Genomic DNA, 14,258 nt, shown 5'->3' on the forward strand with positions numbered 1-14,258 from the left:
TTAGGGCGCGGGCCTTGTCGCGCGGCTGTCGGCCACGCGCAGGGTGACGCCCGCGCCAATCGCCGTCACCGCGCCTATGGTCATCACGAGGCTATAAGAGGCCAGTGATGTGCCGACCCAGAATATCCCCCCTGCGATCAACTGGCTTGTCACCTGATTGACCGACTGCAGCGACGAGCTTGCCCCCGGGCGGTTCCACAGCAGGTCTTGGAAATAGGCGATGGGCAGGGTCAAAAGAGCTGCGGCGCCGATGGCGGCGGGGATCGCCAAAAGCCACACCGCATCGCCGCCTGCCATGCGCGGAAACAACAGCAAAAACACCGCATAGATTGCCGCAGCGCCAAGCAGGATCGTGCTCTTGCTCATCCGCGCCGTGAACCAGGGGATCAGCATCATAACCGGAATTTCAAGCCCCGCGATGAGGGCCGCAAGCCGGGCGGTGCGGGCGGCTCCCTCGGGGTGGGAGGCCTCGAAAATCAGGCCCATCGTTTGCATGTAGATGGTGTTGGCGGCAACAAGGGTGGCAATGAGCAACAGGCGTGACACAATGCGCGGTTGGGCCAGTTCGGACATGGATTGCCGGAACGAAAGGCCCGATTTGGTCTCTGTACCGCCCTCCAACCCGTCTTCGGGCAAGAGAAAATAGAGTGCCGCGAAACAGCCGGTCGCGGCCAGTGTGACCACGCCGTACAGATGGATCAGCCCCATGCCACGCCCGATCGCAATCGACAACAGCGGCAGGACAACGATGAACGGCACCGCAAAGCCCGCCCGGATCAAGGCCATTACGCCGTCCCGTTCGGCGGCGGTGCGTGTGCAGACCGCAAGGCGGGCGATGGCGAACAGTTGGCCCATGAGGGCAAAGCCGATGGGGATCAACACTGTTGCCGCGAGGACATAGGCGATGGGGGAGCGGGTGAGGTACACGCCGCCAACCCCCGCCACGGTGATCCCCGCACAGATCAGCGCGGTGGTGCGGCGCGAGGCCCATTGGTCGGTGATGATGCCGGTGTAAAGCGACGAGGCCACCGAGGCCGCGGCGCCGACGACCATGATCGCGGCGAATTGCGCATCGCTAAAGCCAAAGAGCTTGATCGCGATCAACCCTTGGTAGGGGGCAAGGGCCGCCGCCAGAGCGCCGATGAAAACCATCGCAATGGTCGTGGTGCGCAGGCGGCGGCTGCTTGCAATGATCGCAAGGGCGCGGATCACGGGAGAACTTTACCCGGATTGAGGATGCCGTTGGGATCCATCGACGCCTTGATCGCGCGCATCACGTCGAGGGCCACGTGGGATTTACGGCGTCGCATGGAGGGGAGTTTCGACAGGCCGATCCCGTGTTCGGCGGAGAATGACCCGCGCATTTCCTGAACGATATCCTCGACGGTTTCCATGATTTTATCGGACAGGGTGGCGTCATCTATGGACGGGTAGGCCGTGTAATGGACATTGCCATCGCCCAAATGCGCAACGGTGCAATCGGTCAGGTCGGGATCAAGGGTCTTGAGGCGTGCAATGGCCTCGGCGCAAAAGGCCGCGACTTTATCGACGGGCAGGCACAGATCGTTGATGACGAGGGGCTTGGTGTTGGTGGAAACCTCCGCCGCGGCTTCGCGCATTTCCCACATGGTGCGCCGTTGGGCTTCGGACCCCGCAAGCGCCGCATCGAGGACCAGACCTGCCTCGAACATTGTCCCCAAGGCGTCTTCGAGGTGGGTGGTCAGGGGGACCACACCGCTGTCGTCCTCGGTGCAATCACGGGGAATGGTGGAGGCAATTTCGAGAAAGATCGTGTGCTCGGCCTCATAGCCGAGCGGCGGGACCAGATCGGGACGATAGGATTTGAGCCGCCCCATGTAGTTGCGCGGCATGTATTCAAAGGCCTCGACCATGCCACCGGTGCGTTCCTGCAGTGCGTTCAAAAGCTGTAGTGCGCCGGATAGATCGGGGACGGTGACCATCGCCGTGGCGTATGCTTTGGGGGCGGGGGCCAGTTTGAGGACGGCGGCGGTGATAACGCCAAGTGTGCCCTCGGAGCCGATTATCAGGTCGCGCAGGTCGTACCCCGAGTTATCCTTGTGCAGCTCGCTCATCAGGTCAAGCACGCGCCCGTCGGCCAGAACCACCTCGATCCCGAGGCACAGATCACGGGTGTTGCCATAGCGCAAAACGTTGGAGCCACCCGCGTTGGTGCCAAGGGTGCCACCGATACGGCACGATCCCTTTGCGCCAAAGGTCATCGGGTATTTGAGCCCCGATCCCTCAAGGTGGTCATGCAGGTCTTGTAAGATGACACCCGCCTCGACGATGGCGATCCGTGCCTCTTTGCGGACCTCACGCACGGCGTTCATCCGCTCCATTGATAAAATGATCGCACCCTTGGCGAGGGTCGCGCCGGTCAGACCCGTGTTTCCGCCCATCGGTACCACTGCGGTGCCTGTCTCGTTACACAGCGTAAGAACCGCAGAAACCTCGGCCGTTGTTGCGGGGCGTACCACGGCCAGAGGTTCTGCCTCGTATTTGCCGATCCAGTCACGGGCATAGGACGCGGTGTCGGGGCCTGTGAGAACCTGAGGAGTGATGGCGCGGAGATGGTCGAGAATATCCAAAAGAGATGTCCTTGTGCAAAGGGTGGCAGCGGTTGCGCACAGGGTTCAATCAAATCAGGGCCGGAGACAAGGGTGTAAAACGATAAACGCCCCCGACAAAACTGCCGGGGGCGTACTGGGATTTTTTGCCTAAACGGCGGCGTAAGCTGCGCTTAAACCGCTGAGGAATGTTGCCCTTGGCCCATGTCATAGGCGTCGAAATGACGGGCGATTATACGGGTCAGCGGTTTGGCGTGATCAAGGATGACAATCTCCTCGGACGAGATGCGCAGCATGTCGGGGAAGGCGGCATCCACGCTGCGGGCGAAGTCGTCAAAGGCCTCTTGGCGCATATCGAACCGCTGCACGAGGTCGGCATGCGCCACACGGAACTCGCTCATCAGGGCTTCGATAATGCGACCGCGCAAATGGTCCTCGGCGGTAAAGGTATGGCCCTTGGTGATGGGCAGGCGACCTGCACGCACGGCCTCTTGGTACTTTGAGGTCGCGGGGGCGTTTTGTGCAAACCCTTGCGGGTATTTTGCGATTGAGGATGCGCCAACACCGATCATGGCGGAGCATTTGTCATCTGTGTAGCCCTGGAAATTGCGGCGCAACTTGCCGGTGCGCAGAGCAACCTCGAGACCGTCGCCTTCGCGGGCAAAGTGGTCGATGCCGATCTCGGCGTAGCCATCGGTGACGAACATGTCACGCGCGATGTTGAACAGGTCCAAACGTTCTTCGGGGGTCGGAAGCTGATCGGTCGGGATCATGGTTTGACGACGTGCAACCCACGGTACGTGCGCATAGCCGAACAGCGCCACGCGATCAGGCGAGAGCGACAACAGTTTCTGGACGCTTTCGGAAATTTTTTCCGGCGACTGACCTGGAAGGCCGTACAGGATATCGGCGTTGAGAGAGCGAATCCCGCGCGCCCGCAAACCATCCACGGCGGCCTTTGTAATCTCGTAGGACTGGATGCGACCTATTGTCTCCTGAATCGCCGGATCAAAGTCCTGAACCCCGATGGAGGCGCGGTTCATACCGGCGGCGGCAAGGGCGTCCAAGCGGGCATCATCGATCTCGTTTGGATCGATCTCGACCGAAAACTCATAGCTTTCGGCAAAGGGGGCGACCTCGGAAATCGCGCCGGCCAGATCCGTGATCATGTCGGGCTCAAGCAGGGTTGGTGTTCCGCCACCCCAATGCAGATGCCCGAGGGTAAGTCCTTCTGGCAAATGATTTTTTACCAGTTTCAGCTCGGCTTTCAACGTCTCCACATAGGCGGCAACGGGGCCTGCGGTTGTGGTGCCCTGGGTGCGGCATGCGCAAAACCAACACAGGCGTCGGCAAAACGGGACATGCACATAAAGCGATGCGGGCTGTGCCGGATCGAGCGCGGACAGCCATGATGCAACATCGGCTTCGCCAACGTTGGTGTTGAAATGCGGGGCCGTGGGGTAGCTCGTGTAACGGGGGACACGCGCGTCAAATAGGCCCAGATTGCGGAGTTGAATGTGCTTGTTCATAAGGATAGGCTCTAGACGAAGTAGGGTCTGGCTCCCTTGACCCAGATCAAGAAACAAAAAACTCGAATATACGAGCGCACAATTTATGACCGATGTTGTTTTCGACCACAAAGACTGTGGGACGTGCCCTATCAAGCATCGCGCCGTTTGCGCGCGCTGTGAGGCCGACGAGCTCGCAGAGCTTGATAATATTAAATATTACCGCTCGTACGAGGCGGGGCAGCCGATCGTGTGGTCGGGGGATCGCATGGATTTTGTGGCCTCTGTGGTCAGTGGCGTGGCGTCGCTATCGCAAGCGATGGAAGACGGGCGCACACAGATGGTTGGCCTGTTGTTGCCCTCTGATTTTCTGGGTCGTCCGGGACGCGATGCGGCCCCTTATGATGTTGTGGCCGTGTCGAACCTCACGCTGTGTTGTTTCCGCCGCAAGCCGTTCGAAAAAATGATGACCGGCACGCCACATATCAGTCAGCGTCTTTTGGAAATGACGCTCGATGAACTGGACGCGGCCCGTGAATGGATGCTCATTTTGGGGCGCAAAACCGCGCGTGAAAAAATTGCTTCTCTCTTGGCCATTCTTGCGCGACGCGAGTCGTCTTTGGCGTTGAAAACGACCGAAGACGGAATGGTGTTCGAACTGCCTTTGACCCGTGAGGCAATGGCGGATTATCTCGGTCTGACATTGGAAACCGTGTCGCGTCAGATTTCCGCGCTCAAACGTGAGGGTATCATTTTGCTTGAGGGCAAGCGCCGCGTCGTGATCCCCGACTTTGACCGGCTTCAGATGGAAACGGGTGATGATGCGGATGGCGGTATTATGGTGTAACGCCTGACGCCCCACGCCGTTGGAGAACCGAAAAAAAGCGCACCGATCGGGGTGCGCTTTTGTCATTTCAGGATCTGTGGCTGCGGTTAGTGCGACATGAGAACCGGGATCTCGACCGTTTCAAGCATATTGCGTGTCGCGCCACCAAGGATCGATTCGCGGAACCGTGAATGGCCATAGGCGCCCATCACGATCAGGTCGGCGTCTTTATCGCGCACATGGCGGGTCAGGACATCGGCCACGCGCGGCATGGTTTTGGCAAGCACGGATACCTCGGCACGCACGCCTTGGCGCACAAGCATTTGGCACAGCGAACCACCGGGGTCCGAGCGGTCAGGGCCATGACGTGGCGGGTCGATAATGGTGATATCGACCAACTCGGCCTTTTGCAGGATCGGCAATGCCGCACGGATGGTGCCAAGCGCCTCGACGCTTTCGTTCCATGCAACCACAACACGTTGGATGGTGTCGGGCAGGTCGGCGTTGTCGGGAATGACAAGCACGGGGACATGACCCGAGAACAGCGCCGCCTCGAGGATTTCCTCATGCTCGTGGCCGCGTCCGGTCCCGTAAGGGCGCGGCAGGACAACGATGTCGGAAAAGCGCAGAAAATGCGCAAGCTGCGGAGTGAGCCCCGCCATTTGTGCCGTCAGCGCATTGGTGGACCATGCAATGTCCTCGGAGGCCAGACGTTTGGTCACAGCGTCATCAATCGACTTGCTGTCCGCCTGCGCTTGCTGGAGGTTGTCTTGTAGGGCGAGAGCATTTGTTCCGGCGTAATAAAATCCGGGTTGGGTGCGGTCCAACCCGAGGCAAAGGACATCGAGGTGGGCGTTTTCGCGACGCGTCAGAGCAATGGCGGCATCAAGCGCGTGGCTGTCCGCTTCCATTGAGCACACGACCGTCGTTACGGTCTTGAAGGGCATGGATGCCTCCTGAATTTGGTTGTTTGTTCTGGAAGTGTGACGGTAAATTGACGCAGGGGCTTTGATCAGGATCAACACTTTTTGCACAGCTGCAAAAAAGCGCGGTGTTTTGCCGCTATGATGCAATCATGATCTGTTTTTTAACCATAATTCGTGCAAAAGTTGCGCGGCGAGCGGGCTGCGGTCCACGCGCGGAGTCGTGGCCTTGCCACGGTCTCGACGACACCAAAGTCTTTAAGTTCAACAGCTTTGACTCAGATCAATGTTGATGACGGGGTTGTCGTTCAAACCGCACAATGTCGATACCTGTGTCCGAGCAGGATTGAGACTATGCCTCGAAAAAAGAGGTACAGAACGAAGGGACGCAACATGTGGAACTATACTAAGTTGGCAGCTCTGGGAATCTTTGTGGTTCTCGCAGGGCTGGCCGCCAACTACGGGCGCGATTTTGCCTATCAAGTGCACGCGCTTATTTTCATGGCCGCCGCGGCCGTGACATTCATTTACACCCTGCGCACGATGGGTGATGTCAAACCGGCCGCAACAGGCTACCTCGACAGCGTTGTGCGCTACGGTGTGACCGCTACAGCTTTTTGGGGCGTTGTCGGGTTCCTGATGGGAACAATCATCGCATTCCAGCTCGCCTATCCGGGGCTCAACTACGAGTTCTTGCAAGGCCACGGGAACTTTGGACGCCTGCGTCCGCTGCACACCTCTGCTGTGATTTTCGCGTTCGGTGGCAACGCACTGATCGCTACATCATTTTATGTCGTACAGCGCACCTCGGCTGTTCGTCTTTGGGGCGGGAACCTCGCGTGGTTCGTATTCTGGGGCTATAACCTGTTCATCGTTCTGGCGGCGACGGGCTATGTCATGGGTGTGACCCAGTCCAAAGAATACGCCGAACCCGAATGGTACGTCGATATCTGGCTGACCATTGTCTGGGTTGCCTACCTGCTCGTTTTCCTCGGGACACTTATGACCCGCAAGGAAAAGCACATTTACGTGGCCAACTGGTTCTACCTGTCCTTCATTGTAACCATTGCGATGCTGCATATCGTCAACAACCTCGTTATTCCCGTGTCGTTCCTCGGCTCGCGCTCTGTGATGGTTATGTCGGGTGTTCAGGACGCGATGACGCAGTGGTGGTACGGCCACAACGCCGTGGGCTTCTTCCTGACCGCAGGCTTCCTTGGCATGATGTACTACTTTGTGCCAAAGCAAGCCGGTCGTCCGGTATTCTCGTACAAACTGTCGATCATCCACTTCTGGGCTTTGATCTTTCTGTACATCTGGGCTGGTCCACACCACCTGCACTACACGGCTTTGCCTGACTGGGCATCGACGCTCGGTATGGTGTTCTCGATCGTGCTCTGGATGCCCTCATGGGGCGGTATGATCAACGGCCTGATGACCCTGTCCGGGGCATGGGACAAACTGCGCACCGATCCGATTATCCGTATGATGGTGATCTCGATCGGTTTCTACGGCATGTCGACCTTTGAAGGTCCGATGATGTCGATCCGCGCCGTGAACTCCTTGTCGCACTACACCGACTGGACCATTGGCCACGTTCACTCCGGCGCCCTTGGGTGGAACGGTATGATCACCTTTGGTGCTCTGTACTTCCTCGTTCCCAAACTCTGGAACCGTGAACGCCTCTATTCTTTGGGTCTCGTGTCCTGGCACTTCTGGCTCGCCACCATCGGTATCGTCCTCTATGCGGCGTCCATGTGGGTGACGGGTATTATGGAAGGCCTGATGTGGCGCGAAGTCGACAGCCAGGGCTTCCTCGTGAACGCGTTCGCTGACACGGTTTCCGCGAAACATCCGATGTATGTGGTTCGTGCTCTGGGTGGGGTTCTCTATCTCACTGGCGCACTCATCATGTGCTACAACCTCATCATGACTGTTCGTCGTTCGCCCGCTGTGGTTGACGATGCGGTCATGGCTCCGGCAGAATAAGGGGGCTGATGCAAATGGCACTTCTTGATAAACACAAGATCCTCGAAACCAATGCGACCCTGTTGCTGGTCTTCTCCCTCCTGGTGGTGACCGTCGGCGGCATTGTAGAGATTGCACCCCTCTTCTACCTCGAAAACACGATCGAGGATGTCGATGGTATGCGTCCCTATTCGCCGCTCGAATTGACGGGCCGTGAAATCTACGTCCGCGAAGGCTGCTATGTCTGTCACTCACAGATGATCCGCCCGATGCGCGACGAAGTGGAACGCTATGGCCACTACTCACTGGCAGCGGAGAGTAAATACGACCATCCGTTCCAGTGGGGCTCAAAGCGCACGGGGCCTGACCTCGCGCGTGTCGGGGGCCGTTACTCCGATGCGTGGCATGTCGATCACCTGACAGATCCGCAGTCCGTGGTGCCTGAGTCGGTTATGCCGAAATATGGCTTCCTCGCGGATCGCTACATCGAGCCTGCTTATGTTCAGGATCTTTTGAAAACTCACCGCATGGTTGGTGTTCCGTACACCGACGAGATGATCGAAGCTGCAGATGAGGATTTCCTCGCCCAAGCCGACCCCGATAGCGACTATGACGCTCTCGTGGAACGCTATCCGGGTGCGGTTGTCAGCAACTTCGACGCGAAGGATGGCATCACAGAAATGGATGCTCTGATCGCCTACATGCAGATGCTCGGTACGTTGGTCGACTTCTCGACCTTCACACCGGACGCATCGCGCTAGGGAGTGGGTGATATGGACTATCATATCCTGCGTGAGTTTGCGGATAGTTGGGTTCTGTTGGGAATGTTCGTGTTCTTTGCTGGAGTTATTGTCTGGGCTATTCGCCCGGGCAGTAACAAACAGCACCGTGACGTCGCCAACTCCATCTTTCGCAATGAAGATAAACCGGCCACATCTGAGGAGGCTCGGACATGAGTAAACAAGACAAGAATCAGGTCGAAACAACCGGCCACTCTTGGGATGGGATCGAAGAATACAACAACCCCCTCCCGCGTTGGTGGTTGTGGAGCTTCTACCTGTGCATAATCTGGGCTATCGGTTACTCGATCGCTTACCCTGCATGGCCACTCGCCAAAGAAGCAACCGCGGGTCTACTCGGGTATTCAACCCGCGCCGAAGTTGCCGAAAAAATCGCCTCGTTCGAGGAGATGAATGCGGCGGTGGAATCTGAATTGGCGGCTGCCGATGTCACACTCGTGGCTGTTGGCTCTGATGTTCACAACTATGGTGTGAACGCCGGCGCCGCTGTGTTCCGCGCCAACTGTTCACAGTGCCACGGCTCTGGTGCGGCGGGCAACAAAGGCTACCCGAACCTGCTCGACAACGACTGGCTTTGGGGCGGCACCGTGGATGAGATCGCCTATACGATCCAACACGGCATTCGCAACGAAACAGACGATTCGCGTTACTCCGAGATGCCAAAATTCGGCGCTGACGAGTTGCTCGAAGACGAACAGATTTCGCAAGTTGTCGAGTATGTCCTGTCGATCTCTGATCAAGAGCACGATGCGGCCCTCGCGACCGAGGGGGCTGTGGTCTACGAAGAGAACTGCGCGTCCTGTCACGCCGAAGATGGCACTGGTGACATCTATCAGGGTGCGCCGAACCTTACCGATGCGATCTGGCTCTACGGTGGTGCGCGTGAGGACGTCCACGAGACGGTCTATAACGCCCGCTACGGTGTTATGCCGGCTTGGGGGCTGCGTCTGTCCGAGGCCGAAGTCAAAGCGGCCGCTCTCTACGTCCACAACCTGGGCGGCGGCGAGTAAGCCCGTTGAAATTCGGGCGGCAACGCCCGGGTTGAGGCACCGGTCCGTGATCCTGTTCGCGCGTTTCTTAAGGACCGGTGCTGACAAAATTCAAAACACCGCAGCCCACAAGCTGCGGTGTTTTTTGTGGTAAACCCAAAGACACGGCGATTCTTTGTGTTGCGCGATAGCCCCCGTGATTTCACCCGAAATTCGGGCGAGACAGAATGCCGCGAGAAAAACATATGTATTTAATGCATGTTTGGAGGGCCGCAGGAAAAATGTTGATCCACATCAATGCTTCACCGCGGCTCGGCCACCATTAAGGTGAAAACGCGAATAGTGCAAAGGCATGCTCCCATGAGCTCATCAGATAGCGCCCCGAAACTTTACGAAGCCCGTGAACCGGTATTCCCGCGCCGTGTCAAAGGTCCATTCCGTTCGCTGAAATGGATTATCATGGCGGTCACTTTGGGCATCTATTACCTCACTCCGTTGATCCGGTTTGACCGTGGCCCGAACCTGCCCGATCAGGCGGTTCTGATCGATCTCGCGAACCGCCGCTTCTTTTTCTTCTGGATCGAGATCTGGCCGCACGAGTTCTATTTTATCGCCGGTCTGTTGATCATGGCGGGCCTTGGCCTGTTTCTCTTTACGTCTGCTGCGGGCCGCGTTTGGTGTGGCTATGCCTGTCCACAGACGGTTTGGACCGACCTTTTTATTCTTGTGGAACGTTGGGTCGAGGGCGACCGAAACGCGCGTCTGCGTCTTTACCGTCAAAAGAAAATGGACTTTCGCAAGCTGCGCCTGCGGATCACCAAATGGATCTTGTGGCTCGTCATCGGTGCGGCAACGGGCGGCGCCTGGGTGTTCTATTTTGCCGATGCTCCAACGCTTTTCATGGATTTGATCACCGGTCATGCGCACCCGCTGGCGTATGCGACACTCGGGATTTTGACCCTGACGACGTTCTTTTTCGGCGGGGTGGCGCGGGAACAGATCTGTATCTACGCATGTCCGTGGCCGCGCATTCAGGCCGCAATGATGGACGAAGATACCATCGTGGTGGGCTACCGCCATTGGCGTGGCGAACCGCGCGGCAAGGCACGCAATCAGACCGATGGCACAACGGAAATGGGCGATTGCATCGACTGTATGGCCTGTGTGAACGTCTGTCCGGTCGGGATCGATATTCGCGACGGTCAACAGCTTGAATGTATCACCTGTGCGCTGTGCATCGATGCTTGTGACGAGATTATGGATAAGATCGGCAAGCCGCGCGGCCTTGTGGACTACATGGCGTTGACCGACGAGGCCCGTGAAATCTCCGGTCAGGCAACCAAATCGATCTGGAAACATATCTTCCGCCCGCGCACCATTCTTTACACGGCTCTTTGGGCCGGTGTGGGGATTGCGCTTGTCGTGGCCTTGTTTATCCGTCCGGACATCGACATGACGGTGGCGCCGGAACGCAACCCGACCTTCGTGGTTCAATCAGATGGCTCTATCCGCAACATCTACAATGTCCGTTTGCGCAATAAACACGGCGAGGACCGCCCCTTCCGCATCTCTGTCACAGGCGACCCTGCATTGTCGGTACAGGTCGAGGGGACCCCTTACGAAGTGGTCACGGTCGGTGCGGACGAGATGAAAATCCAACGGGTATATATCACGGCGGCGGCAAAATCCGGCCCAGCTACGACTGACCGGAGTGACATTACCATCTGGGTGACCGATATCTCCAACAATGACCGTGCGCATACCGCGACGGTGTTCAATGGTCGGGGAAAATAAGATGGCTGATAAAACAACGGGCGAAAAGAAAGAGTTCGAAATTACCGGCAAGCATGTCTTGATCGGGATGGTCGGTGCCTTTTCTCTTATCATCGGGGTAAATGTCTTTATGGCGGTGAGCGCCGTGCGGACATTCCCGGGGTTGGAAGTCAAGAACTCCTATGTTGCCTCGCAGCATTTCGATGATGACAAGGCCGAGCAACTGTCGCTTGGCTGGACCATCGAGACGGCGGCAAAGGATGCATTTTTCCGTGTGGCAATTACGGACGAGGCGGGCAACCCTGTCGAGGTCGAAACGATTAGCGGCACCATCGGGCGGCCAACCTCCGTCGTGGACGACCAGACGCCGGAGTTTGTGTTCGACGGGACGGCCTATGTGGCCGAAACGGGAAAACTCGAAGAGGGCAATTGGAACTACCGCATGGTTGCGACCGCCAAAAACGGGGCGCATTTCAAACAGCGGATTGTCTTTTACGTCAAACACTAACGCCACCTGAACGGAAAACCGCACGATGTCCGAAGCCCAGATTTCCGCCTGTCCGGCCTGTCTTGCCGCCCCTGCCGCCGGGAGCGCCGCAGGGGCGCGTGACATTCAGGATGCCCGTATCGTTTTGTCTTTGCCGACAGCGCATTGTGCCGCCTGTATTTCCGCCGTCGAACGCGCATTGAACAAGGTGGATGCGGTCCATAGCGCCCGCGTGAACCTGACCCTCAAACGCGCACTCATCGAAGCCGATGAATCCGTGACACCCGACGATATGATCAAGGTGCTTGAGGGGATCGGATACGAAGCCTACGAATTGGACGCAGGTGCGATTTCGGCCACTCAGACCGACAGGAACGGACGGGCCATTTTGACCCGTATCGCCGTGTCGGGCTTTGCCATGATGAACGTCATGCTCCTGTCCGTGGCGGTGTGGTCGGGGGCGACGGATGCGACCCGCGACATGTTCCACTGGATCTCCGCCACCATTGCCTTGCCCGCTGTTGCCTATGCCGCGCAGCCGTTTTTCAAATCGGCATGGTCGGCGTTGCGGGTGCGCAGGCTCAATATGGATGTGCCAATTTCATTGGCCATTATCCTCGCCGTTGGCATGTCGATCTACGAGACCGCGCAATCGGGGGCGCATGCCTATTTCGATGCAGCCCTGTCGCTGACCTTTTTCTTGTTGGCGGGGCGCTACCTTGACTACCGCACGCGCTCTGTGGCGCGGTCGGCCGCCGAAGAACTCGCGGCCCTCGAAGTTCCCCGCGCCACTTTGGTCGACGGCACGGTGCGACCGATCTCGGAAATTGCAAAGGGCGATCTGGTGCGCGTGGTTCCGGGGGCGCGTGTGCCCGTCGACGGTGTCGTGACCGATGGCGCGTCCGAACTGGACCGGTCGCTTTTGACGGGCGAAAGCCTTCCGGTGGCTGTTGGCCCAGACACCGTGGTGAGCGCGGGCGAAGTCAACCTGACGGGGGTGTTGAGTGTGCGCGTCACGGCGGCGGGGGTGGACAGTTCTCTACACCGCATGGCCGATCTGGTGGCGATGGCCGAAACCTCGCGCAACCGCTATACCTCGCTTGCGGATCGCGCCGCACAGGTCTACGCGCCGCTTGTGCATATCCTTGCCTTTGTGGCCTTTGCGGGGTGGACATGGGCCACGGGGGATGTGCGTCTTGCGCTGAATATCGCCGTTGCGGTTCTCATTATCACCTGTCCCTGTGCGCTCGGTTTGGCCGTGCCCGCCGTGACCACCGCCGCCTCCGGACGTCTGTTTCGCGCGGGCATGTTGATCAAGTCGGCCACCGCCATTGAACGTCTGGCCGAGGTCGACACCGTGGTGTTCGACAAAACCGGCACCCTCACGACGGGTCGTCCCGAGTTGTCGAACCTCACCGCGATCGAACCGCGTGCACGCGGTATTGCCATGGCGCTTGCTGCGGGCTCCGCGCATCCGTTGTCCGCCGCGATCTACGAGGCCTGTCGCAAAGCGGATGTGATCCCCGCGAAACTTTCCGCGATGACCGAAATTCCCGGCCACGGGGTCGAGGCGGTGTTTGACGGCAAGCCTGTCCGCCTTGGTCGCGCCACATGGATCGGGGCGCAGCCCTTGCCCCAGACCGCGACCTATCTGCAGGTGGGCGATGGCGCGACCGTGGCTTTTGCCTTTGTCGATCATTTGCGCGATGGCGCCGCACAGGCGGTTGAGGCGCTCAAGGCCCAAGGCAAAGAGGTGATCCTGTTGTCGGGCGACGCGCCCGCAGCCGTGGCCGAGATCGCCGAGCGGATCGGCATCGACGCGTGGGAGGCGGAGTGCCTGCCCGAGGGCAAAGCGCAACGAGTGGGTGAATTGACCCGTATGGGCCGCAAGGTGTTGATGGTCGGGGACGGCCTCAACGACACCGCCGCGCTTGCGGGTGCGCATGTCTCGATCTCGCCGGCCTCTGCTTTGGAGGCCACCCGCGTGGTGTCTGACATTGTGCTGTTGGGCAATTCGCTTGCCCCCTTGGGGGAGGCCGCGCAGGTCGCCAAATCGGCCACGCGCCGGATCAAGGAAAACTTTGCCATTGCGGCGGGCTATAACATGATCGCCGTGCCGCTTGCGCTTGCCGGATTTGCCACGCCACTCGCGGCGGCCTTGGCTATGTCGTTCTCTTCCATTACTGTCTCGCTCAATGCGTTGCGCCTGCGGGCGCGCAAAAAGGTCACCTGATATGAACGTGCTTGTCTACCTCATCCCCGTCTCGATTTTCCTTGGCGGGATCGGACTTGCGGCGTTCTTTTGGTCGATCCGCTCGCATCAGTTCGACGATCCGCAAGGCGACGCGAGCCGCATTTTGACCACCGATTACGACGATCACCCGCGCGAGGATTGA

The 14,258-nt window shown here is 58.6% G+C and carries 13 protein-coding genes; 9 read left to right on the plus strand and 4 right to left on the minus strand.

Annotated features, from left to right (window positions below; translation table 11 throughout):
- From ACN0Q0_RS13685 to hemN, 3 genes are all read right to left on the minus strand, one after another.
- Window positions 1-1,212 (minus strand): MFS transporter, encoded by a 1,212-nt coding sequence (locus ACN0Q0_RS13685; protein ID WP_417243962.1) that lies wholly within the window; start codon window positions 1,210-1,212, stop codon window positions 1-3.
- Window positions 1,209-2,609: an FAD-binding oxidoreductase gene (locus tag ACN0Q0_RS13690; RefSeq protein WP_417243963.1), complete on the minus strand. Its 1,401-nt coding sequence runs from the start codon at window positions 2,607-2,609 to the stop codon at window positions 1,209-1,211. Before ACN0Q0_RS13690 ends, ACN0Q0_RS13685 begins: the two co-directional genes overlap by 4 nt.
- A 152-nt stretch (window positions 2,610-2,761) precedes the next feature.
- Window positions 2,762-4,117, minus strand: coding sequence for an oxygen-independent coproporphyrinogen III oxidase (gene hemN / locus ACN0Q0_RS13695; RefSeq protein ID WP_417243964.1), 1,356 nt, complete (start codon window positions 4,115-4,117; stop codon window positions 2,762-2,764).
- 85 nt (window positions 4,118-4,202) lie between these two features.
- Here hemN and fnrL point away from each other — a divergent pair, with 85 nt between their 5' ends.
- Window positions 4,203-4,943, plus strand: coding sequence for a transcriptional regulator FnrL (gene fnrL / locus ACN0Q0_RS13700; protein WP_417243965.1), 741 nt, complete (start codon window positions 4,203-4,205; stop codon window positions 4,941-4,943).
- Between the two features lie 86 nt (window positions 4,944-5,029).
- On the opposite strand, the gene ACN0Q0_RS13705 is transcribed toward fnrL, so the two are convergent.
- Entirely contained in the window at window positions 5,030-5,869 is an 840-nt protein-coding gene (locus ACN0Q0_RS13705; RefSeq protein WP_417243966.1) for a universal stress protein, read from the minus strand.
- A 369-nt stretch (window positions 5,870-6,238) separates the two neighbouring features.
- Here ACN0Q0_RS13705 and ccoN point away from each other — a divergent pair, with 369 nt between their 5' ends.
- The 8 genes from ccoN to ccoS all read left to right on the plus strand — a co-directional run bounded on the left by ccoN (window position 6,239) and on the right by ccoS (window position 14,258).
- Window positions 6,239-7,834 carry a cytochrome-c oxidase, cbb3-type subunit I gene (ccoN, locus tag ACN0Q0_RS13710; RefSeq protein ID WP_417243967.1) on the plus strand — a complete coding sequence of 532 codons (1,596 nt, stop codon included), beginning with the start codon at window positions 6,239-6,241 and terminating at the stop codon, window positions 7,832-7,834.
- Between the two features lie 14 nt (window positions 7,835-7,848).
- Window positions 7,849-8,574: a cytochrome-c oxidase, cbb3-type subunit II gene (ccoO, locus tag ACN0Q0_RS13715; protein WP_417244015.1), complete on the plus strand. Its 726-nt coding sequence runs from the start codon at window positions 7,849-7,851 to the stop codon at window positions 8,572-8,574.
- Between the two features lie 12 nt (window positions 8,575-8,586).
- On the plus strand, window positions 8,587-8,769 hold the full coding sequence (locus ACN0Q0_RS13720) for a cbb3-type cytochrome oxidase subunit 3 (protein ID WP_417243968.1): 183 nt from the start codon (window positions 8,587-8,589) through the stop codon (window positions 8,767-8,769).
- Window positions 8,766-9,623, plus strand: a complete 858-nt coding sequence (gene ccoP / locus ACN0Q0_RS13725) for a cytochrome-c oxidase, cbb3-type subunit III (RefSeq protein WP_417243969.1) — start codon at window positions 8,766-8,768, stop codon at window positions 9,621-9,623. Before ACN0Q0_RS13720 ends, ccoP begins: the two co-directional genes overlap by 4 nt.
- Before the next feature lie 339 nt (window positions 9,624-9,962).
- Window positions 9,963-11,396, plus strand: a complete 1,434-nt coding sequence (gene ccoG / locus ACN0Q0_RS13730; RefSeq protein ID WP_417243970.1) for a cytochrome c oxidase accessory protein CcoG — start codon at window positions 9,963-9,965, stop codon at window positions 11,394-11,396.
- A 1-nt stretch (window position 11,397) separates the two neighbouring features.
- Window positions 11,398-11,883, plus strand: coding sequence for a FixH family protein (locus ACN0Q0_RS13735; RefSeq protein WP_417243971.1), 486 nt, complete (start codon window positions 11,398-11,400; stop codon window positions 11,881-11,883).
- 25 nt (window positions 11,884-11,908) lie between these two features.
- Entirely contained in the window at window positions 11,909-14,095 is a 2,187-nt protein-coding gene (locus ACN0Q0_RS13740; protein ID WP_417243972.1) for a heavy metal translocating P-type ATPase, read from the plus strand.
- Between the two features lies 1 nt (window position 14,096).
- Complete coding sequence (gene ccoS, locus ACN0Q0_RS13745; protein ID WP_417243973.1) at window positions 14,097-14,258, plus strand: cbb3-type cytochrome oxidase assembly protein CcoS; 162 nt, start codon at window positions 14,097-14,099, stop codon at window positions 14,256-14,258.

The sequence above is a fragment of the Celeribacter sp. genome (genome assembly GCF_048259695.1).
Classification (GTDB): Bacteria; Pseudomonadota; Alphaproteobacteria; order Rhodobacterales; family Rhodobacteraceae; genus Celeribacter.